The 20,685-nt window shown below is 60.2% G+C and carries 20 protein-coding genes; 11 read left to right on the forward strand and 9 right to left on the reverse strand.

Going from position 1 to position 20,685, the window contains the following annotated elements; translation table 11 throughout:
* Positions 1–429 precede the first annotated feature (429 nt).
* Positions 430–1,977 (forward strand): helicase HerA-like domain-containing protein, encoded by a 1,548-nt coding sequence (locus FGK63_RS05275; protein ID WP_138840571.1) that lies wholly within the window; start codon positions 430–432, stop codon positions 1,975–1,977.
* Positions 1,978–1,990: 13 nt separating this feature from the next.
* Here the strand turns inward: FGK63_RS05275 and FGK63_RS05280 are convergent, their stop codons facing one another.
* The 6 genes from FGK63_RS05280 to FGK63_RS05305 form a co-directional block, all read right to left on the reverse strand.
* Positions 1,991–2,239: a hypothetical protein gene (locus FGK63_RS05280; protein ID WP_138840572.1), complete on the reverse strand. Its 249-nt coding sequence runs from the start codon at positions 2,237–2,239 to the stop codon at positions 1,991–1,993.
* A gap of 178 nt (positions 2,240–2,417) precedes the next feature.
* A complete protein-coding gene (locus FGK63_RS05285; protein WP_138840573.1) occupies positions 2,418–3,722 on the reverse strand; it encodes a branched-chain amino acid ABC transporter permease in 1,305 nt (434 codons plus the stop codon).
* Complete coding sequence (locus FGK63_RS05290) at positions 3,719–4,729, reverse strand: branched-chain amino acid ABC transporter permease (RefSeq protein WP_138840574.1); 1,011 nt, start codon at positions 4,727–4,729, stop codon at positions 3,719–3,721. Before FGK63_RS05290 ends, FGK63_RS05285 begins: the two co-directional genes overlap by 4 nt.
* Before the next feature lie 3 nt (positions 4,730–4,732).
* The gene (locus tag FGK63_RS05295) at positions 4,733–5,563 is read right to left on the reverse strand and encodes an ABC transporter ATP-binding protein (protein WP_138840575.1); all 831 of its coding nucleotides are present in this window, start codon (positions 5,561–5,563) and stop codon (positions 4,733–4,735) included.
* Positions 5,560–6,348: an ABC transporter ATP-binding protein gene (locus FGK63_RS05300; RefSeq protein ID WP_138840576.1), complete on the reverse strand. Its 789-nt coding sequence runs from the start codon at positions 6,346–6,348 to the stop codon at positions 5,560–5,562. Before FGK63_RS05300 ends, FGK63_RS05295 begins: the two co-directional genes overlap by 4 nt.
* A gap of 134 nt (positions 6,349–6,482) precedes the next feature.
* The gene (locus FGK63_RS05305) at positions 6,483–7,664 is read right to left on the reverse strand and encodes an ABC transporter substrate-binding protein (RefSeq protein ID WP_138840577.1); all 1,182 of its coding nucleotides are present in this window, start codon (positions 7,662–7,664) and stop codon (positions 6,483–6,485) included.
* Between the two features lie 168 nt (positions 7,665–7,832).
* On the opposite strand from FGK63_RS05305, the gene FGK63_RS05310 reads away from it, so the two are divergent.
* A complete protein-coding gene (locus FGK63_RS05310; RefSeq protein ID WP_138840578.1) occupies positions 7,833–8,924 on the forward strand; it encodes a PQQ-dependent sugar dehydrogenase in 1,092 nt (363 codons plus the stop codon).
* Positions 8,925–8,931: 7 nt separating this feature from the next.
* Here FGK63_RS05310 and FGK63_RS05315 read toward each other — a convergent pair whose 3' ends face one another.
* A complete protein-coding gene (locus FGK63_RS05315) occupies positions 8,932–9,936 on the reverse strand; it encodes a GlxA family transcriptional regulator (protein ID WP_138840579.1) in 1,005 nt (334 codons plus the stop codon).
* A 170-nt stretch (positions 9,937–10,106) separates the two neighbouring features.
* On the opposite strand from FGK63_RS05315, the gene FGK63_RS05320 reads away from it, so the two are divergent.
* Entirely contained in the window at positions 10,107–11,477 is a 1,371-nt protein-coding gene (locus FGK63_RS05320) for a class II 3-deoxy-7-phosphoheptulonate synthase (RefSeq protein ID WP_138840580.1), read from the forward strand.
* Positions 11,478–11,614: 137 nt separating this feature from the next.
* Here the strand turns inward: FGK63_RS05320 and FGK63_RS05325 are convergent, their stop codons facing one another.
* Together FGK63_RS05325 and FGK63_RS20940 are read right to left on the reverse strand one after the other, a co-directional pair.
* Positions 11,615–12,235: a PAS domain-containing protein gene (locus tag FGK63_RS05325; RefSeq protein WP_246043961.1), complete on the reverse strand. Its 621-nt coding sequence runs from the start codon at positions 12,233–12,235 to the stop codon at positions 11,615–11,617.
* Between the two features lie 19 nt (positions 12,236–12,254).
* Entirely contained in the window at positions 12,255–12,539 is a 285-nt protein-coding gene (locus tag FGK63_RS20940; protein WP_218961124.1) for a hypothetical protein, read from the reverse strand.
* On the opposite strand from FGK63_RS20940, the gene FGK63_RS05330 reads away from it, so the two are divergent.
* From FGK63_RS05330 to pstB, 8 genes are all read left to right on the forward strand, one after another.
* Positions 12,526–13,416, forward strand: coding sequence for a YicC/YloC family endoribonuclease (locus tag FGK63_RS05330; RefSeq protein WP_138840581.1), 891 nt, complete (start codon positions 12,526–12,528; stop codon positions 13,414–13,416). The genes FGK63_RS20940 and FGK63_RS05330 overlap by 14 nt on opposite strands.
* A gap of 18 nt (positions 13,417–13,434) precedes the next feature.
* Entirely contained in the window at positions 13,435–14,076 is a 642-nt protein-coding gene (gene gmk, locus FGK63_RS05335; RefSeq protein WP_138840582.1) for a guanylate kinase, read from the forward strand.
* The gene (locus FGK63_RS05340; RefSeq protein WP_138840583.1) at positions 14,073–14,594 is read left to right on the forward strand and encodes a gamma carbonic anhydrase family protein; all 522 of its coding nucleotides are present in this window, start codon (positions 14,073–14,075) and stop codon (positions 14,592–14,594) included. Before gmk ends, FGK63_RS05340 begins: the two co-directional genes overlap by 4 nt.
* A gap of 87 nt (positions 14,595–14,681) precedes the next feature.
* On the forward strand, positions 14,682–15,743 hold the full coding sequence (locus FGK63_RS05345; RefSeq protein WP_171052580.1) for a sensor histidine kinase: 1,062 nt from the start codon (positions 14,682–14,684) through the stop codon (positions 15,741–15,743).
* Between the two features lie 187 nt (positions 15,744–15,930).
* Positions 15,931–16,971, forward strand: a complete 1,041-nt coding sequence (locus tag FGK63_RS05350; RefSeq protein ID WP_138840584.1) for a substrate-binding domain-containing protein — start codon at positions 15,931–15,933, stop codon at positions 16,969–16,971.
* An 80-nt stretch (positions 16,972–17,051) separates the two neighbouring features.
* Complete coding sequence (gene pstC / locus FGK63_RS05355; protein ID WP_138840585.1) at positions 17,052–18,524, forward strand: phosphate ABC transporter permease subunit PstC; 1,473 nt, start codon at positions 17,052–17,054, stop codon at positions 18,522–18,524.
* A complete protein-coding gene (pstA, locus tag FGK63_RS05360) occupies positions 18,521–19,873 on the forward strand; it encodes a phosphate ABC transporter permease PstA (protein ID WP_138840586.1) in 1,353 nt (450 codons plus the stop codon). The genes pstC and pstA overlap by 4 nt, the downstream gene beginning before the upstream one ends.
* A 14-nt stretch (positions 19,874–19,887) precedes the next feature.
* The gene (pstB, locus tag FGK63_RS05365) at positions 19,888–20,685 is read left to right on the forward strand and encodes a phosphate ABC transporter ATP-binding protein PstB (protein WP_138840587.1); all 798 of its coding nucleotides are present in this window, start codon (positions 19,888–19,890) and stop codon (positions 20,683–20,685) included.

Raw genomic sequence — 20,685 nt, forward strand, 5'->3', positions numbered from 1 at the left:
TGGTTGGCATGAGGTGTCAGAAAATATTGTTGTACCTGCGCCGAGCGTGCTCGGATTTCCGCCAAGACATGGCCGGAAGGGTCTGCAGACAAAGGAAAAAGGGAGCTGTTGTGACAGCTCCCTTTCTCAAACATGTCTCCCCGTCGGACTGGCCGACTTAGTTATTGGGGAGACGTTACGAGAGGGGCGGCCACGGGTCAACAGTTATCCCAAGATTTTTTCCGCCAAATCACCGGTGTCATAGCAACTTACGTCTCGTTGCCGGAGCCTGGGCTTGCACAAACATCGCGCCCGTGGGTTCGGCCAGTCGAAAGAAGGGAAATATGTCCACCCGCTCCCCGCCGCGAAAGAAGGACAAAGGGGCTATCGCAGTCAAAGGTTAACTTAGTATGCTTTGACGATGTCGGTGAATTTCGAGGTTCAAATCCTATGAACGAAACGGTTTTTCTGGGTGGGGCGGGCAGGGAATACGCGACCCCGCAAGGTTTGTCATTGAAATACGCCAATAGGCACGGCCTGATCGCCGGAGCCACAGGCACCGGCAAGACCGTTACCTTGCAGATCCTTGCCGAGGGGTTCTCGGATGCCGGCGTTCCCGTGTTTCTTGCCGATGTAAAGGGCGACCTCTCGGGCCTTGCCAAACCCGGATCGACCGAACACAAGCTGCACGACGCCTTTGCCGAACGGGCCGCGCGCATCGGATTTGTCGACTTTGCCTACCGCGCCTGTCCGGTGACCTTCTGGGACCTGTTCGGCGAACAGGGCCATCCGGTTCGTACGACGGTCACCGAGATGGGGCCGCTGCTGCTGTCCCGCCTGCTGGAACTCAGCGAAGCGCAGGAAGGGATATTGAACATCGCCTTCCGGCTGGCGGATGAACAGGGAATGCCGCTGCTTGATCTCAAGGATCTGCAGGCGTTGTTGGTCTGGATCGGAGAAAACAGGGGCGAGTTGTCGTTGCGGTACGGCAATATCTCGACTGCCTCGGTCGGGGCGATCCAGCGTCGATTGCTGGTATTGGACAACCAGGGCGGCACCCGGTTGTTCGGAGAGCCGGCGCTGGCGCTGTCCGATCTGATGCGGACTGACGACAACGGGCGGGGGATGGTGAACATCCTGGCTTCGGACAAGCTGATGGCGGCGCCTCGCCTCTATGCCACTTTCCTGCTTTGGCTCTTGAGCGAGTTGTTCGAGGAACTGCCCGAGGTCGGTGACCCGGACAAGCCAAAACTCGTCTTCTTTTTCGACGAGGCGCACCTGTTGTTCGAGGACGCCCCCAAGGTTCTGGTAGACAAGGTCGAGCAGGTCGCCCGGCTGATCCGGTCAAAGGGCGTTGGCGTCTATTTCATCACGCAGAACCCGGCGGACATTCCCGAAGACATTCTCGGCCAGCTTGGCAACCGGGTTCAGCATGCCTTGCGGGCCTTTACCGCGAAAGACCGCAAAAATCTGCGGCTGGCGGCGGAAACTTATCGCGACAACCCCGCATTCGACACGGAAACCGCAATTCGAGAGGTCGGGGTCGGCGAGGCGGTAACCTCCATGCTGCAGAAGAAAGGTGTTCCCGGCATGGTCGAGCGCACCCTGATCCGGCCCCCGGGCTCGCAGCTGGGCCCCGTTTCCCCGGCGGAGCGCAACGAGGTTCTGTCGAAGTCGGACATGGCAGGAAAGTATGACGAGGTCATCGACCGGAGATCGGCGTACGAAATACTGGCCGGCCGAGCCGCGGAAGCGGCACGTGACGCCGAGCGAGCCGAAGCCGACGACGTGATGGACAAGCAGTCGCCCGTCGAAAGGGAATACGCGTCGGCCCGCCGTTATTCGGGCAATCGCGTGGGCCGGTCGACCGCTCGGCCAAGCCGAGGGAAGGATACGTTCGCATCGGCCTTGACCGAGGCGGTCATCAAGGAAATGAAGGGCACGACCGGGCGGCGCATCGTTCGCGGAATACTGGGCGGTCTGTTCCGCGCCCGCTAGGCTTTTGCCTGGGTCATCCGCCGAGGCGGCGTCGGCCTTCGTTTCGGCAAACCTCGTCGCCTTCCTTGACCGACATGTTGTTCGGCCGGTCTATGGCCCGGTCCCACAGCACACGGCTATGCGTGTAAAGCTGGCAGGTTACGACGCCTTTCGAGGTCTGCACCTGTACCGGTTCGGTTTCCAGGCTTTCGGGAGTCGGGGCGCAACCCGAGACGAGGACGAGAAGGGCGAAGATCGGAACGGATGACTGAAGAAGATTCATTTGCCGAGGGCTCGTTGCTGTTACTGGTACCTGGATTGCTAGTCACGCCTCGGCACGAAGTGATTGCACCGAACGTGTGCCACACAACCAATTCGCCCCCAATAGAGGTAAATCCCCGCAGAATCAAGAAACCGCGCCCGGTTCCGGGCGCGGTCTGGAGAACGGAATAACCGCTGTATCAGCGTTCTGGGATCAGGCCCCTTGGGCTGAACCTGAGCACAAGGAGCAGGACGACACCCATCGTCAACAACCGCATATGCGCCGCGCTGTCGATCAGATGCGCCCTCAGGGCGCTGCCGTCCGGCATTCCGGCGGTGATGACCTGCATCAGCCACAAGCCGATCGGTTCGACCTGAACCCAGAGGAACCAGATCAGCATGGCCCCAAGCACCGCTCCAAAGTTGTTGCCCGAACCGCCGACGATCACCATCACCCAGATCAGGAAGGTGAAGCGCAGCGGTTGGTATGTGCCGGGTGTCAGCTGTCCGTCCAGCGTGGTCATCATCGCGCCGGCGATTCCGCAGATGGCCGAGCCGAGAACGAAGATTTGCAGGTGCCGGCGGGTCACGTCCTTGCCCATAGCTTCCGCCGCGACCTCGTTGTCACGAATTGCGCGCATCATGCGGCCCCAAGGACTCTTGAGTGCCATCTGCGCCATCCACAGCAGAACCAGCAGCACGACCAGGAACAAAACGGAATAGCCGAGCTTGACGTAAAGCGTCGATGCCGTGACCGGATCCAGGCCCAGACTTGCCGCGCTTTCTACGAAGCCCGGATCGTTCTGTAGGTCGATTTCATACGGAACCGGTCGGGGCAGGCCAATCACGTTCTTTACGCCACGCGCCAGCCAGTCCTCGTTCTTGAGCACCGCGATGATGATCTCGGCGATGCCCAGCGTCGCGATGGCCAGGTAGTCCGACCGAAGGCCAAGCGCCGTCTTGCCGATCAGCCATGCGGCTCCGGCGGCGAGCAGACCGCCTGCGGGCCAGGCAAGCAGAACCGGCAGGCTCAGGCCCCCGATATTACCGGCAGCGGCGGGATTGATCGCTTCGACGGCCGCGACATTCGGATCCATGACCGCGCGAAAGACGAAGAAGCCAAGCACCAGGACCGCGATCAGCGAAATCGTCCGGGCGCGACCCTTGGACATCTTCTGCGCGATCATCACCGCAGCTGTGACGGTCGCGGCGCCAAGTAGCAGGGCCAACACGATGCCGAAACCGCCGGCGCTCCAAGCGCCGGGGGTCGGGGTGGTCGAGATTAGCACGACCGCCAACCCGCCGAGCGCTACAAAGCCCATGACGCCGACATTGAACAGGCCCGCAAATCCCCATTGCAGGTTCACTCCGATGGCCATGATGGCAGAAATCAGTCCCATGTTCAGGATCAGAACTGCCGAGTTCCAGCTTTGCATGAACCCGGTCAGAAGGATCAGACCACCGACAAGGACGAAGAGAAGAGTGTTTTTCACGGGCTCGCTCATACTGCTTTCCCCTTGAATAGCCCGGTGGGCTTGAACAACAGCACGATCAGCAGGATCACGAAGCTGACGGCGAATTTGTAGTCCGTCGACAAAAGCTGAACGAGGCCGGATGGCTCAAGCGTTTCCGGCGCCAGATAGGTCAGTACCTTTTTCCAGGCATAGGTGATCGTCACCTCGGAAAACGCGATGATGAAGCCGCCCGCGATGGCGCCCAGCGGATTGCCAAGGCCGCCGACAATCGCCGAAGCGAAGATCGGCAGCAGCAACTGGAAATAGACGAAAGGCTTGAAGCTCTTGTCGAGCCCGTAGAGCACGCCCGCAGTTGTCGCCAGCGCCGCCACGATCAGCCACGTGTACATCACCACCCGCTCGGGGTTGATGCCCGACAGAAGCGCCAGATCCTCGTTGTCGGAATAGGCGCGCATCGATTTGCCGGTGCGGGTCTTGTTTAGGAACCAGAACAGCAGGGCCACGGCGATGACGGCGACGACGACGGTGATCCCCTGTGTCGTCTTGATGGCAAGACCTTCTTCGAGGCCCGTCATCTCCTTGAAGTCGCGCGCCGAGATCAGAAACCTTTCCCCATCGGCGAAATTCTGGTCGTCAGGTCCGATGACGAAACGGACGAGGCCGTTGGTGATGAACATCACCCCCATGGAAACGATCACCAGGATGACCGGCTTGGCCTTCTGTTCACGGTAAAAGCGATAGACTAGCCGGTCGGTGATCAGCACCAGCAACATGCAGCCCAAAATGGCGATCGGCAGGGCCAGCAATGCGGTTGGCAAAGGACCGAGGCCAACGCCGATGCTTTGCAGCCACCACGTTGCGAGAACGGCGATCATCGCACCGAACGCCATGGTGTCGCCATGCGCAAAGTTCGAGAACCGCAGAATGCCGTAGATCAGCGTCACACCCAGCGCGCCGAGGGCCAACTGGCTGCCATAGGCGATGGCTGGGACAAGAACGAAATTCGAAAGTGCCACGAAGGCATTGAGGAAGTCCATGTCTCAGCCTCCCAGGAAAGATTTGCGCACTTCGGGATCGGCCAAAAGCTCTTTGCCGGTACCGGTATAGGCGTTCTGCCCCTGAACAAGGACATAGCCTTTGTCGGCGATGGCAAGCGCCTGGCGGGCGTTCTGTTCGACCATGAGGATCGGCAGACCGGTGCGGGCCACTTCGATGATCCGGTCGAACAATTCGTCCATCACGATGGGCGAAACGCCTGCGGTCGGTTCGTCAAGCATCAGCACCTTGGGCTTGGTCATCAGCGCACGGCCCACGGCGACTTGCTGCCGCTGACCGCCGGAAAGCTCTCCGGCGGGCTGGTTGCGCTTTTCCTTCAGGATCGGAAACAGATCGTAGACCTGCTCCATCGTGTCGGAAAAGTCGTCGGTGCGGATGAAAGCGCCCATTTCCAGGTTCTCCTCGACGGTCATCGAGGTGAAGATGTTCGAAGTTTGCGGCACAAACCCCATGCCTTTGACGACGCGATCCTGCGGGCTGAGATTGGTGATGTCCTCGCCATCCAGCCGTACCGAACCCGAACGCACGTCCAGCATGCCGAAGACGGCTTTCATGGCGGTTGACTTGCCGGCGCCGTTGGGTCCGACGATGACTGCGATTTCGCCCTTGTCCACGGCAATGGTGCAGTCGTGCAGGATGTCAGGACCCTTGCCATAGCCGCCTGTCATCGAGTCGCCGATCAGGAAGGGGCCGCCGCCAACGTATTGGGTCTTCCCGCTTTTGCGGTGCGCCGGGGTCATGGTGCCCATGCCGGCCTTGTTGGTGATCGTGGCGTCCTTGTTGCCGTGATCGTCATGATAGGGACTGTCGCTCATGACCCGGCCTCCAGCTTGTCCTTGTTCTTCAGCCCCGTGCCCAGATAGGCTTCGATCACGTGCTCGTTGGCCTTGATCTCGTCCAGGGTGCCTTCGGCCAAGACCTTGCCTTCGGCCATGCAGATCACCGGGTCGCAGATCTTGCCGATGAAATCCATGTCGTGCTCGATGACGACGAAGGTATAGCCGCGCTCCTTGTTGAGACGCAGAATGGTGTCGGCAATCGTCATCAGCAGCGTCCGGTTCACGCCGGCGCCGACCTCGTCGAGGAAGACGATTTTGGCGTCCACCATCATCGTGCGGCCAAGCTCAAGCAGCTTTTTCTGGCCGCCCGAAACCTGACCGGCCTTGTGGTCGGCGAGGTGTTCGATGGTCAGGAACTCCAGCACCTCGTCGGCCTTTGCCCGCAGCGCGCGTTCCTCGTCGGCGATCCGCTTGCGCCCGAACCAAGTGTTCCACAGCGATTCACCCGACTGGCTGCCGGGAACCATCATCAGGTTCTCGCGGCAGGTCATCGACGAGAATTCATGCGCGATCTGGAAGGTGCGCAGAAGTCCCTTGTGAAACAGCTCATGCGGCGGCAGGCCGGTGATGTCCTCGCCATCCATGGTCACCTTGCCGCTGGTCGGCGGCAGGACACCCGCGATGACGTTGAAAAGAGTGGTCTTTCCCGCTCCGTTCGGACCGATCAGCCCGGTAATGGAGCCTTTGGCGATTTCCAGCGATGCTCCATCCACCGCATGGAATCCGCCGAAGTGCTTATGCACGTCCTCGACGACGATCATGTTTTCCCCTAGCCGCATTGTCTTGCTGCGGCCCTGTTGTTTGTTGCCTCATCCCCTGAAGAGGTGCGGCCTTTTGTCATTGAAACAGCCCGGACACAAGGCCCGGGCTGTTCAGGTTCACGTCGTGGATTGGATCAACGATATTTCGCGGTGGTGATCTTGCCGCCGTCGATCACGATCTGGCGGTAGTTGCCGGCGCTTTCGCCCGGCCCGATCAGTTCCACTGCGGTCGCGCCGACATAGTCGACGTCGCCGCCGTCCTTCAGGATCTGCAGCGCCTTCGCCAGTTCGCCGGGATAGATCTTTTCACCCGGTTCGTTGGCGACTTCCATCACCTTTTCCTTGTAGTCGGCCGGGTTCTTGGAACCGGCGGCTTGCATCGCCAGCATGATCAGCGCGGCCGCGTCGTAGGATTCCGGGGTGAAAGGCGAGGTTGCGTCGAACGCGCCCGCAACAATCTCCTCATACTTGGCGACGCCGGGGCTGTCGGTGCCGGGGTGCTGACCGGTCGAGCCGTCGATCTCGTCGCCAAAGTTCTCTTCCAGTTTGGAGCCGATCATGCCGTCCGGGAAGTGGAACGTGTCGAACGCGCCCGAGTCGATTGCCGCGCGAACGATGCCCGATCCGCCCTGATCGACGTAGCCGGCCACGACCAGGCGGTCGCCGCCTGCCGCAGCCAGTGCGCCTACTTCGGCCGAATAGTCGGCCTTGCCGTCCTCATGCGCGGCCGAGATGGTCACTTCGCCGCCAGCGGCTTCGAATGCCTGCTGGAAGCTGTCGGCCAGGCCCTTGCCGTAGTCGTTGTTGGTGTAGGTCAGCGCGACGCTCTTGATGCCTTCCTCGAGCAGCACTTGCGTCATGATCTCGCCTTGGCGCGCATCCGAAGGAGCGGTGCGGAAGAACAAGCCGTTGTCTTCGGCATCCGACAGGGCCGGCGAAGTGGCCGAGGGCGAAATCATCACCACGCCGTTGGGCACGGCGACGTTCGACAGGATCGCACCGGTGACGCCTGAGCAGTCGGCGCCCATGATGCCGTCCACCTTGTCCGACGTGACCAGACGTTCTGCAGCGGCGGTCGCGGCGCCCGCGTCAACGCAGGTCGAGTCCGCGCGGACCGAGGTCACGGTCGCGCCGTCCAGAAGCAGACCGCTGTCGGTAACTTCCTTCATCGCCAGTTCCGCACCGTCGGCCATGGACGGGGTCAGCGATTCGATGGGGCCGGTGAAGCCGAGGATCACGCCGATCTTGACGTCTTCGGCCATGGCGGCGCCGGCCATCAGAGCCGTCGCTGCAGTAGCTGTGAGCAGCTTTTTCATATGGATACTCCCTAGTTGGAACGAAATCGTTCTGATTGAGACCCTAGGCAAGCTCTTGGGAAAAGAAAAGTCCTAACGCAAACGTGCGTTTGCGCCGCATAACCGATTTGTTTTGTTGGGAATTGAACCTATTTCCGGCACTATGACGGGCAAGCGGAGCGAGGTGCAATGCGACTTTTCCAGGTGATTCTTTTCTGCTGCTTCTGCGGGGCGGCCGCCGCGGCCGAGTCGCTGGATACCAGTCTTGGACCTGTGCAGATCGACAAGGTTGCGGACGGGCTGGATACACCTTGGGCCATTGGCCTATTGCCCGATGGAAGCTTTCTGGTGACCGAGCGTTCCGGCAACCTCATTCATGTGAAAGACGGTCGGAAGAACCGGGTGGCGGGTGTTCCCAAGGTCTACGCCCGAGGACAGGGCGGATTGCTGGATGTCACCATCCCGCTCGATTTCGCAAGCACCCGCGAAGTGTTTCTGACCCTCGCCAAACGGCAACGGGGCGGTGCCGGAACCGCAGTGGCGATCGGCCGGCTCAGCGAGAACGGGACCCGTCTGACAGATTTGCGCACGATCTTCGAAACGGCACCCGGCGGTTCCGGCGGCCGCCACTTCGGCAGCCGCGTGGTCGAGGCGCCTGACGGGACTCTGTTCGTGACGGTCGGCGAGCGGGGCGACCGGCCTTCGGCGCAGGATCGTAGCAACCACAACGGGTCGATTGTCAGGATCAACCGGGATGGATCCGTGCCCGCGGACAATCCCTTTGCCGGCCAAGCCGGCGTTCGACCCGAGATCTGGTCCTTCGGGCATCGGAACCCGCAGGGAGCCGCGCTGGACCGGAACGGCCAATTGTGGGTCTCGGAACACGGTGCAAAAGGCGGGGACGAGGTGAATCGCATCCGCAAGGGCGCCAACTATGGCTGGCCGGTGATCTCTTACGGCGTCCATTATTCCGGTGCGAGAATCGGCGAGGGAACGTCGAAGCCTGGCATGGAACAGCCCGAATTCTACTGGGATCCCTCAATCGCCCCCTCGGGTCTGATGATCTACTCGGGCAAACTGTGGCCCAAGTGGAAGGGGAACTTCTTCGTCGGATCGCTGAAATTCGACTACATCTCACGTCTGACTGGTACTCAGCTGCAAGAGGCAGAACAGATCAAGGGTCCGGAAACCAAACGCGTCCGGGACATCGTCGAGGCGCCCGACGGATCCATCTGGTTTATTTCGGTCGGGCAGGGGGCCGTCTACAGGATGCGCCCGTGAACCATCGTCAGATCGACAGGCGCGCTCCTTGCGTTCCGCGCTCGCGGTAGGGGGTGGTGTTGTAATGCGCCCGGTAGCATTTCGAGAAATGCGACGGGCTGGCAAAGCCGCAGGCCAGCGCCACGTTGATGACGCTCATGTCCGTCTGCATCAGCAGGTTGCGCGCCTTCTGCAGCCGTAGTTCCATGTAGTACCGTTTTGGCGACCGGTTCAGATAGCGGCGGAACAATCTTTCAAGCTGCCGGGTGGACATTCCCACATCCTTGGCGAGGATCGCTGGTGAGATCGGTTCCTCGATGTTCTTTTCCATCATCTGGATGACCTGGCTCAGCTTGGGGTGACGCACGCCGATGCGGGTCGGGGTGGACAGGCGTTGCGTGTCCTGGTCGGTCCGGATCGAGGAATAGATCATCTGATCGGCCACGGCATTTGCCAGTTCTTCGCCGAAATCGTCCGCGATGATCTTCAGCATGAGGTCGATCGAAGAGGTACCGCCCGCCGTTGTCATCCGGTTGCCGTCGATCAGGAAAACCGATTTCGTCAGTTCGACATTTTCGAACTCTTCGATGAAGCTGTCGGCGTTTTCCCAGTGGATCGTCGCCCGCTTGCCATCCAGCAGCCCGGCTTTCGCCAGCACATGCGCGCCCGTGCAAAGCCCGCCGATGCGGATGCCCTTGCGCGCTTCGCGGCGCAGCCAGTTCAGCATCTTCTTGGTAGCCGCTTTTTGCACATCCACGCCGCCGCAGACCAGCACGACATCCTCGCGCGACAGATCCGCCAGGTCGTCGTCGAGGTTGAAGGACGTGCCTGCCGAGCAATAGGCCAGATCACCGCCTTCACCGACCAGTTGCCAGTCGTACAGCTTCTTGTCCGCCATCCGGTTCGCGATGCGGAGGCTGTCCAGTGCCGAGGCGAAGGACAGCATCGAAAACTTGTCCAGCAAGACAAAGATGAAACGGCGCGGTTTGGCCGCCGTGTTTTCCACTTCGACAACTTGGCGTTGCTCTCTCATGATGGATTGTCCTTGGTTCGGCGTTTCCCGTGCCCGGGAGCGGCTGCAAATATGGCAGACAACATGCTCAGAGCTTGTTTGCGGCGTCAAGAGGCGCAAATCGGATATGGTCACTTACTCTGGCATTTTGTATAGAGACCCCCTGAAATACCTCAGCGGAGATTTGAGCTATGACCGAGTGGCAAAAAACGAACTGGCGCAGCAAGCCGCGGGTTCAGATGCCCGACTATACCGATCCGGCCGCATTGGCCCAGGTCGAGGCGCAGCTTTCCAAGTATCCGCCGCTGGTTTTTGCCGGTGAAGCACGGCGTCTGAAACGCCATCTTGGGGCCGCCGGGCGTGGCGAGGCTTTTCTGCTGCAAGGTGGCGATTGTGCCGAAAGCTTCGATCAGTTCAGCGCCGACGCGATCCGCGACACGTTCAAGGTGATGCTGCAGATGGCGATGGTGCTGACCTATGGCGCCAAGGTGCCGGTGATCAAGGTGGGCCGCATGGCCGGCCAATTCGCCAAGCCGCGCAGCGCGCCGACCGAGGTGGTCGAAGGCGTCGAACTGCCGAGCTACCGCGGAGACATCATCAACGAGCTGGCCTTCACGCCCGAGTCCCGGTTGCCCGACCCCAAGAAGATGCTTCAGGCCTACACCCAGGCGGCCGCGACACTGAACCTGCTTCGCGCCTTTTCGACCGGTGGCTTTGCGGACATGAGCCGGGTGCATTCGTGGACGCTGGGCTTCACCGACGAACAGGACGTGCAGAAGTACTCCGAGATCGCCGACCGTATTCAGGACACGATCGACTTCATGGGCGCGGCCGGCATCACCGCCGACACGACGCACGAGTTCTCGACGGTCGAGTTCTACACAAGCCACGAAGGTCTGTTGCTTGAATACGAAGAGGCGCTGACCCGCCTTGATTCCACCTCTGGCAACTGGCTTGCAGGCTCGGGTCACATGCTGTGGATCGGCGACCGCACTCGTCAACCCGACGGCGCGCATGTGGAATTCTGCCGCGGCGTTCTGAATCCCATCGGTCTGAAATGCGGCCCCACGACCACCGCCGAGGATCTCAAGATCCTGATGTCCAAGCTGAACCCCGAAAACGAAGAAGGGCGCCTGACCCTGATCGCGCGTTTCGGGGCCGGCAAGGCGGGCGAGCATCTGCCCCGTCTGATCAAAGCGGTCAAGGAAGAGGGCGCTACCGTCACCTGGGTCTGCGATCCGATGCACGGCAATACCATCAAGTCGGCCACCGGTTACAAGACCCGGCCGTTCGATGCAGTGCTGCGCGAAGTGCGTGACTTCTTCAGCGTGCACCAGGCCGAGGGCACCGTCCCCGGCGGTGTGCATTTCGAAATGACCGGGCTAGACGTGACCGAATGCACTGGCGGTGTCCGTGCTGTGACCGAAGAGGATCTTTCGGACCGCTACCATACCGCGTGCGATCCGCGTCTGAACGCCAGCCAGTCGCTGGAACTGGCGTTTCTGGTTGCCGAAGAACTCACGAACCTGCGCCGAGAACGCGACAAGCGGGCGGCAGGCTGAGGCACACAAGACGACAGCAATGCGGCGGGCTTTTGAGCCCGCCGTTTTTTTTTGACCGCAGATTAGCAAGAAGTCGGGGCCGAGCCTGAATTGGCGAATTCGCGTGGCGATCTAATACTGTTTTTCAGGTCACCCGATCAATCGTCGCGCGAAATCACCAGACGAAGATGAGTGGCGGGTCGCTCGAACGTTCCCTGCTCCTCGGCGAAGCCCGTCACTGGCTGTTGCTGATCGGCCCTTTTCTGCTGGATGCTGGCCAGATCCCTGATCCGGCACTGGTCGAGGGCAAATTTGCAAGGTGTCTTGTCAGGCATGCCGTCCGCCACCAGAACCCCAAGAATTCGGCTGACATCCCCCAGATCGCTTTTCAAAGGCAAAAGGATCATGCGCGCTTCCAGCCGCGCCCGGCCCAGTGGTTGCTTCGAAGTCACCTCTACCTCGCCGATCGCCGGGGCGTCGAAAAGCCGTTCCAGCATGGTCTCGACCTCTTTTCGCGCGCTGGCAGTGAAGAATGCGGTCAACGGCATTCCGCGGACTTCCATACCCGCCAATTGGCACAGGTGGTTTCCCGCCAACCGAAAACGTGCAATGCCGGGCGCGATCCGTTCCAGGATGAACGTGTATTCCAGGATGTTCTCAAGGCCGCGCGGGTCGATATCGGCTCTTTTCGGAACCCCGTCACCGGTCAGAAGTGCGGTCCAATAGGCTTCGGCCTGACGAATTGGGGACAGGCTGCGTCCACTGCGGAACCTTTCCATCGCGACGATCTTCCCCTTCCTAGAACCGGGGCAATTCCCAAAGAAGTTTCTCATCTTCATTGCCCTTGTTCCGACTGGCCGTTGAATGTCCTGGCCTTGCTGCCGTCGGGTGTGGCGACACGGTAGATGCTTCAACTTTCAGCCTGACACGGGTTAATTCAATTTTGGAGCAAATATTTAACGATTGGTTAACCGAAGCGGATTCAGAGCAAAGACTTGCCCTGCGGGGGCGGATGGCATTAGGTGCTGCAACCGTGGCCGAAGGTGTGGGCGGCGGGGAAAGGGCAGGAATGATCAGATCCATGACAGGTTTCGCCTCGGGCAAGGGCGAATTCGGAGCCCACAGCTGGAGCTGGGAACTGCGCAGCGTGAACGGCAAGGGGCTGGATCTGCGCCTGCGCGTGCCCGATTGGCTGGAAGGGCTGGAATCCGCGCTGAGAGGCGAATTGTCCAAGGCGTTGAACCGCGGCAATGTCACTTTGTCGTTGCGCCTGACCCGAAGCGAGGACGCCGCGGCGTTGTCGCTGAACAAGGACGCGCTTGCCGCCGCGCTGGATGCGCTGGCCGAAGCCGAGAGGCTGGCGGAGGATCGCGGAGTTGCGCTCGCGCCGTCGCGCGCGGCCGATCTTTTGGGGTTGCGCGGCATGCTTGACGCCGGAGCCGAAGCCGACGACGCCGCACCTCTGGTCGAACGGCTGAAAGCCGAATTCGGGCCTCTGGTGCGCGCATTTCTGGACATGCGCGAAACGGAAGGCGAGGCGCTTTCCACGGTTCTTCGCGCTCAACTCGAACTGGTCGACGCGCTGACCCGTCAGGCTGCGGAACTGGCCGAGAGCCGCAAGGCGCAGATGGCGGACAATCTTCGGAGCAATCTGGCGCGTGTCCTCGACAATCTCGAAGGCGCCGATCCCGACCGGGTGGCGCAGGAACTTGCCCTGATCGCGGTCAAGGCGGACATCACGGAAGAAATCGACCGGCTCGCAGCCCATGTGGCGGCGGCGCGCAAACTGATTGACCAAGGCGGCCCGGTCGGGCGCAAGCTGGACTTTCTAATGCAGGAGTTCAATCGCGAGGCCAACACGCTGTGTTCGAAAGCGCAGAATGCCGAGTTGACGGCAATTGGTCTCGAACTCAAGGCGGTGATCGACCAGATGCGCGAACAGGTTCAGAACGTCGAATAATAACGGGAACGAAACGACATGGCTGATCGCCGAGGTCTTCTGATCATTCTTTCCTCGCCTTCGGGTGCGGGAAAATCCACTCTGGCGCGACGTTTGATGGCATGGGACGACGAGCTGAGCTTTTCGGTCTCGGCCACGACCCGCGCGCCCCGGTCGGGTGAAGTGGATGGCCGCGAGTATTTCTTTCTGAGCGAAGACCAGTTCAAGCAAAAGGTAGCCAACGGCGAAATGCTTGAGCACGCCCATGTCTTCGGCAACTTTTACGGCTCGCCCGCAGGGCCGGTGAAGGACACCATCGAAAGCGGCCGCGACGTTCTGTTCGACGTGGACTGGCAGGGTGAAATCCAGATCCGCAATTCGGATCTTGGCAAACACGCCTTGTCGATCTTCATTCTGCCGCCTTCGATCCGCGAATTGCGCCGCCGGTTGGAAAACCGCGCCCAGGACAGCGACGACGTCATTTCAAGGCGGATGCTGAAAAGCTGGGATGAGATCAGCCATTGGGGCTATTACGACTATGTCCTTATCAACGACGATCTGGACGAAACAGAAGAGAAACTGAAGACCATCGTGAGTGCCGAGCGGATGCGGAGAATCCAGCAGCCGGCCCTGCAGGCGCATGTCCGCAAGTTGCAAACCGAATTCGAGGAATTGTCATGACCATCTACGCCTTGGGTCCCCATGAACCGCAACTTCACGCAGACACCTGGGTCGCGCCCGATGCCAACCTGATCGGCAAGGTCATCATGGAAGAAGGCGCGTCCGTATGGTTCGGCGCCATCATCCGCGCCGATCACGAAGAAATAAGGATCGGTGCGGGCAGCAATATACAGGAAAACTGCGTCATGCATATTGATGCAGGCTATCCGCTGACCGTCGGACGGAACTGCACGATCGGGCACAAGGTGATGCTGCACGGCTGCACCATCGGCGACAACACCCTCATCGGCATGGGCGCGATCGTTCTGAACGGGGCAAAGATCGGCAGGAACTGCCTGATCGGCGCCGGCGCACTGATTACCGAGAACAAGGAGATCCCGGACAACTCCCTGGTGATGGGTTCGCCGGGCAAGGTCGTGCGTCTTCTGGATGATGCCGCAGTGGAAAGGATCAAGTTCAGCGCGCAACATTATCAAGAGAACATGCGCAAGTACCGCGATACCCTGTCCGAATTGTGACGGATGGCCAGGGGCCTGTCAGGCGCACAAGCTTCACACTTCCAGCAGGGTCGGCAGGAAACACATTGGTAATTTCGAGACCAGCAAATGCCCGAAACGCCGTTGACCGCAGGTGATGTTTCCAACCTTATCGCCGCCCTGCCGCTTCCGGCGGTCCTGATCGACCGGTCCGAACGGATCATTGCGGCAAATGACGAGGCCAGGTCGCTGCTGGGCCAGAACATGCTCGAGCGCCATTTCGCGACCGTTCTGCGGCAACCGCAGGTCATCGAAGCCATCGAGCAGAGCTTGCACAAGAAGGGTGCGGAAAAGACCCGCCACCTCTCCAATGACGGCGCTCAGAACACGACATTCGAGGTTCAATGCCGCTACGTCGGAAACAACGGTGACGGTCAGGAAGGGGCGGTTCTGGTGAGTTTCATGGATGTGACGCACCTGGAACAGGCCGGACAGATGCGGCGGGATTTCGTCGCCAACGTCAGCCACGAATTGCGAACGCCGCTCACCGCGCTGATGGGTTTCATCGAGACCCTCCGTGGCCCGGCGCGCGAGGATGCCGCCGCCCGCGAGCGATTCCTTCAGATCATGGCGGACGAGGCGGACCGGATGAACCGTCTGGTCGGAGATTTGCTGTCGCTGAATCGTGTGGAGAACGAGGAACGGATCCGTCCCAAGGAACAGATCGACCTGACCGGGCAACTGCATTCGACGCTGAATTCACTGCGGCCTCTGGCTGATGACGCCGGTGTGGAACTGACACTGGACGCACAGGACGAGCCGGTTTTGGTCACCGGCGATACCGACCAACTGCGCCAGGTTTTTACCAATCTGGTAGAGAATGCGATCAAGTACGGCGGCAGCGGCGGATTGGTGAAAGTCGTGCTGACCCTGTTTGATCGTGACCCCGCGGTGCGGGAGCCGTCGGCAAGGGTTCAGATCATCGACAACGGGCCTGGCATCGACGCCGTTCACCTGCCGCGCCTGACCGAGCGTTTCTACCGCGCCGACAACCACCGCTCGCGCCAGTTGGGCGGTACCGGGCTGGGTCTGGCAATCGTCAAGCACATCGTCAACCGGCACCGGGGCCGGCTGCGGGTGGAAAGCGAATTGGGCAAGGGCGCCTGTTTCACCGTCATCCTTCCCCGCTGAAGGCCTTTCGGCTGCGCATTTGGCATTACCGATTTGCATAGTAGCTATGCGTCAGGATTCCGCAGTTTTTCGATCGTTGTCATGAAGTTGTTACACGGGTGTCACAAAAGACTTACGCACCGAACTTAGGAGTGCGGCCAAGATCATCATGGGGTGATCGCTAAACGTCCTTATCAGGGAGACTGAAATGTCCTTCGTGAAACTGTCGGTTCCGGCAATCGCCATCGCAGCCGCATCGGCAACCGCTGCCGCCGCTCGTGACAATGTCCAGGTTGCCGGTTCTTCGACCGTGCTGCCCTATGCTTCGATCGTGGCGGAAGCCTTTGGCGAAAACTTCGATTTCCCGACCCCTGTCGTTGAATCAGGCGGCTCGTCCGCTGGTCTCAAGCGTTTCTGCGAAGGCGTCGGTGAAAACACCATCGACATCGCCAACTCGTCGCGACAGATCAAGGACTCGGAAATCGAGGCCTGCGCCGAAAACGGCGTCACTGACATCATCGAAGTCCGTGTTGGCTACGACGGCATCGTCTTCGCCTCGGACATCAACGGAAACGCGTACGAATTCACCCCGAGCGACTGGTTCCTGGCTCTGTCAGACAAGGTTCTGGTTGATGGTCAACTGGTCGACAACCCGAACAATACCTGGGCCGACGTGAACCCCGATTTCCCCGCCATCGACATTCAGGCGTTCGTTCCTGGTACCAAGCACGGCACACGTGAAGTGTTCGAGGACAAGGTTATCCTGGCCGGTTGCGAGGAGACAGGCGCCTTCGAGGCCTTCAAGGCGGTGAACGGCGACGACAAGAAAGCGGCCGAGAAGGCCTGTATTTCCCTGCGCACGGACGGAAAGTCAGTCGATATCGATGGCGACTACACCGAGACTTTGGCCCGCATCGAATCGAACAAGGACGGCATCGGCGTCTTTGGTCTGGCCTTCTACGAAAACAACACCGACAAGCTGCAAGTTGCTACCATGTCGGGTGTCGTCCCTTCGACCGAAACGATCGCGTCTGGCGAATATCCTGTGTCGCGTCCGCTTTTCTTCTACGTGAAGAAGGCGCATATCGGCGTGATCCCCGGCCTGAAAGAGTATGCCGAGTTTTTCGTCGCTGACGAAGTTGCCGGCCCCGACGGACCGCTGGCCGAATACGGCCTGGTTGCCGATCCTGAACTGAGTGAGACGCAGCAGGTAGTTGCCGACGAAGCCACCATGGACAGCAACTCCTGATAATCCCGTACTGATCGAAAAACGGCCGGGGCGGGAGTACCGCCCCGGCATCGCTGCTCAAAGAACGGACGCATGTTCTAATGCCCACTTATTGGTTGGTTCTGTCGCTGCTGGTCCTTGCCGCCGTCGGATATGTCCTGGGGCGCAATCGCGCCTTGCAAACGGCCGGTGGCGACACCAGGGCGTTGCACTCGCTGCCGAATTACTACGGGCTGAATGTTGCCCTGACCTCTCTGGTTCCCGCACTGGGAGTTCTGATCGTCTGGATGCTGGTGCAGCCGGTGTTCGTTGACAGCCGGGTTTCAACGTTGATCCCGGATTCTGCCGTCCCTGAAGACGCAACGCTCGATCTCGTCATGTCCGACGTGCGCCGCGTTGCGGATGGCTTGGACGAAGCTGTCGAACAAGGTGCGCTGACGCCTTCCGAGGCCCGGCAACTCGATGCCGAAGCCACCGACATTCGCGCCCGCCTTGGCGAGGTCGGAGTCGCCCTCGGCTCCGACGTGCGTCCCGAAGTGCTTCGTGCGGCTCAGCGCTATCGTCAGCTGACCTCGGTCGGCAAGACTGCGATGTCCATCGTAGTTGCCGTTTTGGCTTTGGGCGGGTTGGCTTGGTCCTATTCTCAGACACACAAGGATTTTCGAGCACGCAATGTCGTCGAAAAGGGGGTGTTGGCACTGCTTGTCGTCGCCGCCTCGCTGGCGATCCTGACTACGATCGGCATCGTGTTCTCGATGTTCTTCGAGACAATAAATTTCTTCGGATTGCACAGCTGGAAGGACTTCTTTTTTGGAAGCACCTGGGCACCCAACTTTCGCGGGGACTCGGAACTGTCGATCCTGCCGCTACTCTGGGGAACGCTATATATCTCCTTCGTCGCGTTGCTGGTATCGGTGCCGATCGGCCTTTTCGCAGCAATTTACCTTTCGGAATATGCAAACGGGGCTACGCGCAGCTTCGCCAAACCGTTGCTCGAGATCCTCGCCGGCATCCCGACGATCGTCTACGGGCTTTTCGCTCTGCTGACCGTGGGACCGATGCTGGCGGATGTTTTTGCCAAGGGCGGCCTTCTGGGCGTGGAGTGGATGACAGGTGCGACCTCGGTAGTGACCGCGGGCGTGGTCATGGGGATCATGCTGATCCCCTTCGTGTCGTCGTTGTCGGACGACATCATCAACGCGGTGCCGCAATCCATGCGCGACGGGTCGCTGGGATTGGGGGCAACCCAGTCGGAAACAGTGCGGCAGGTGGTTCTGCCGGCAGCTCTTCCTGGCATCGTCGGGGCGATCCTGCTGGCCGCCTCGCGCGCCATCGGTGAGACTATGATCGTCGTGATGGGCGCAGGCGCGATCGCGAAATTTTCGCTCAACCCGCTCGAGTCGATGACCACCATCACCACACGCATAGTCAGCCAGTTGACGGGCGACACCGACTTTGCCAGCCCCGAGACGCTTGTGGCCTTTGCCCTGGGCTTGACTTTGTTTGTCCTGACCCTCGGCTTGAACGTCCTGGCGCTCTACATCGTGCGCAAGTACCGGGAGCAGTACGAATGACCGACATAAGCCACCAGTCCGCGCCCCAAAGCAGGCATGCGGGATCTCTTCTGCAAAAGGACTCCCGGACCGTGCGGCGCAACCGTGCCGAGGCGCGCTTCAAGATCTACGGCATCTTCGCGATCGCCGTCGGTATGCTGATGCTGGCCGTCCTGGTTTACAACATCGTCACCAGAGGCGTCGGCGCCTATAGCCAGACCTTCATCACGTTGGATGTCGAACTCTTGGAGAGCAAGCTCGACAAGAACGGCAACCGAAACCTCGAAGAAATCAAGAAGGTCACCACTTTCGGCTATGCGCCTCTGATCAAAAACGCCTTTGAGAAGAAAGTTGAAGAGCTTGGCATCAAGACGCCGCTCAAGCCCAAGGACCAGGCCGCCATTCTGTCCAAGAGCGCCGAGGCGCAATTGCGGGATTTCGTGATCGCAAATCCGGACAAGATCGGAGAAACGATCGAGTTTCGGTTTCTCGCCAACTCACGGGTGGACGGCTACATGAAGGGACGCGTGACCAGAGAGTCCATCGCGAACGACAAGTCGATTTCGGTCGAGCAACTCGACCTTGTGGATCAACTTCACAAGGCCGGCGTACTGAATAAGACCTTCAACATTGATTTCATCACCGGTGCGGATGCATCTGATCAGCGGCCCGAGGCCGCCGGAATGGGCGTGTCTATGATCGGCTCGTTGTTCATGATGTTGGTCGTGCTGGCGCTGGCATTGCCAATTGGCGTCGCCGCCTCGATCTATCTCGAGGAATTTGCGCCGCGGAACTGGCTCACCGACATCATCGAGGTGAACATTTCGAACCTGGCCGCAGTGCCGTCCATCGTGTTCGGTATTCTCGGCCTGGCCGTGTTCATCAACTACATGCACCTGCCGATGTCCGCTCCGCTGGTCGGCGGCCTGGTGCTGACGCTGATGACATTGCCGACCATCATCATCTCGACCCGCGCCTCGCTGAAGTCGGTGCCGCCGAGCATTCGTGATGCCGCGCTGGGGGTAGGGGCATCAAAAATGCAGGCGGTGTTCCATCACGTCCTGCCGCTGGCGGCGCCCGGCATACTTACCGGAACGATTATCGGATTGGCTCAGGCACTGGGCGAAACTGCGCCGCTCCTGCTCATCGGCATGGTCGGTTTCATTGCATCGAACGCGCCCGACAGTATTGCCAGCGGTCTGCTGTCCCCGAACTCGGCCATGCCTGCGCAAATCTACGAATGGGCGAAACGCGCCGATCCGGCATTCTATGAACGCGCATGGGGAGGCATCATCATACTGCTGGTCTTCCTCGTGACCATGAATACTGTGGCAGTGATCCTGCGCCGCCGCTTTGAACGCCGCTGGTAAATGGGGGCAATGAAATGAACGATATGTCTCGACTGGAGAAAGCCGTGGACACGCGCCAAACCAAGATCGCCGCAAAAAATGTTCAGGTCTATTACGGGGACGCGCACGCCATCAAGGACGTGAGCGTCGAGATCGAGGACAACACCGTCACCGCCTTCATCGGCCCGTCCGGCTGTGGCAAATCCACGTTCCTGCGATGCCTGAACCGGATGAACGATACTATCGACATCTGCCGCGTCGAGGGCGACATACTGCTGGACGGCGAAGACATCTATGACAAGCGGGTGGACCCGGTTCAACTGCGCGCCAAGGTGGGCATGGTGTTCCAGAAACCGAACCCGTTCCCCAAGTCCATCTACGACAACGTGGCCTACGGTCCGCGCATCCACGGTCTGGCCAGGAACAAGGCCGAACTGGATGAGATCGTCGAGAACTCGCTGCGCAGGGGAGCGATCTGGGACGAGGTCAAGGACCGCTTGGATGCGCCTGGGACCAGCCTGTCCGGCGGCCAGCAGCAGCGTCTGTGCATCGCGCGCGCGGTCGCGACGGAGCCCGAGGTGCTGTTGATGGACGAACCCTGCTCGGCGCTGGACCCGATCGCCACTGCTCAGGTCGAAGAGTTGATCGACGACCTTCGCAAGCGTTACTCGGTGGTCATCGTCACGCACTCGATGCAGCAGGCAGCGCGCGTCAGCCAGAAGACCGCATTCTTCCATCTGGGAAATCTGGTCGAGTTTGGGGAGACCGGACAGATCTTCACCAACCCGAAAGATCCCCGCACGGAAAGCTATATCACCGGCCGGATCGGTTGA

The sequence above is a fragment of the Ruegeria sediminis genome, from assembly GCF_005938215.1.
Taxonomy (GTDB): domain Bacteria; phylum Pseudomonadota; class Alphaproteobacteria; order Rhodobacterales; family Rhodobacteraceae; genus Ruegeria; species Ruegeria sediminis.

Excerpts from the sequence above, each read along its gene's own strand:
- FGK63_RS05300 (WP_138840576.1), bottom strand. The coding sequence starts at position 6,348 with ATGATCGTCGTCGAGGACGTGCATAAGCACTTCGGCGGATTCCATGCG.
- FGK63_RS05285 (WP_138840573.1), bottom strand. The coding sequence starts at position 3,722 with ATGAGCGAGCCCGTGAAAAACACTCTTCTCTTCGTCCTTGTCGGTGGT.
- FGK63_RS05310 (WP_138840578.1), top strand. The coding sequence starts at position 7,833 with ATGCGACTTTTCCAGGTGATTCTTTTCTGCTGCTTCTGCGGGGCGGCC.
- FGK63_RS05290 (WP_138840574.1), bottom strand. The coding sequence starts at position 4,729 with ATGGACTTCCTCAATGCCTTCGTGGCACTTTCGAATTTCGTTCTTGTC.
- FGK63_RS05325 (WP_246043961.1), bottom strand. The coding sequence starts at position 12,235 with ATGGAAAGGTTCCGCAGTGGACGCAGCCTGTCCCCAATTCGTCAGGCC.
- FGK63_RS05275 (WP_138840571.1), top strand. The coding sequence starts at position 430 with ATGAACGAAACGGTTTTTCTGGGTGGGGCGGGCAGGGAATACGCGACC.
- FGK63_RS05295 (WP_138840575.1), bottom strand. The coding sequence starts at position 5,563 with ATGAGCGACAGTCCCTATCATGACGATCACGGCAACAAGGACGCCACG.
- FGK63_RS05345 (WP_171052580.1), top strand. The coding sequence starts at position 14,682 with ATGCCCGAAACGCCGTTGACCGCAGGTGATGTTTCCAACCTTATCGCC.
- pstA (WP_138840586.1), top strand. The coding sequence starts at position 18,521 with ATGACCGACATAAGCCACCAGTCCGCGCCCCAAAGCAGGCATGCGGGA.
- FGK63_RS05320 (WP_138840580.1), top strand. The coding sequence starts at position 10,107 with ATGACCGAGTGGCAAAAAACGAACTGGCGCAGCAAGCCGCGGGTTCAG.
- gmk (WP_138840582.1), top strand. The coding sequence starts at position 13,435 with ATGGCTGATCGCCGAGGTCTTCTGATCATTCTTTCCTCGCCTTCGGGT.
- pstB (WP_138840587.1), top strand. The coding sequence starts at position 19,888 with ATGAACGATATGTCTCGACTGGAGAAAGCCGTGGACACGCGCCAAACC.
- pstC (WP_138840585.1), top strand. The coding sequence starts at position 17,052 with ATGCCCACTTATTGGTTGGTTCTGTCGCTGCTGGTCCTTGCCGCCGTC.
- FGK63_RS20940 (WP_218961124.1), bottom strand. The coding sequence starts at position 12,539 with ATGGATCTGATCATTCCTGCCCTTTCCCCGCCGCCCACACCTTCGGCC.
- FGK63_RS05315 (WP_138840579.1), bottom strand. The coding sequence starts at position 9,936 with ATGAGAGAGCAACGCCAAGTTGTCGAAGTGGAAAACACGGCGGCCAAA.
- FGK63_RS05330 (WP_138840581.1), top strand. The coding sequence starts at position 12,526 with ATGATCAGATCCATGACAGGTTTCGCCTCGGGCAAGGGCGAATTCGGA.
- FGK63_RS05280 (WP_138840572.1), bottom strand. The coding sequence starts at position 2,239 with ATGAATCTTCTTCAGTCATCCGTTCCGATCTTCGCCCTTCTCGTCCTC.
- FGK63_RS05350 (WP_138840584.1), top strand. The coding sequence starts at position 15,931 with ATGTCCTTCGTGAAACTGTCGGTTCCGGCAATCGCCATCGCAGCCGCA.
- FGK63_RS05305 (WP_138840577.1), bottom strand. The coding sequence starts at position 7,664 with ATGAAAAAGCTGCTCACAGCTACTGCAGCGACGGCTCTGATGGCCGGC.
- FGK63_RS05340 (WP_138840583.1), top strand. The coding sequence starts at position 14,073 with ATGACCATCTACGCCTTGGGTCCCCATGAACCGCAACTTCACGCAGAC.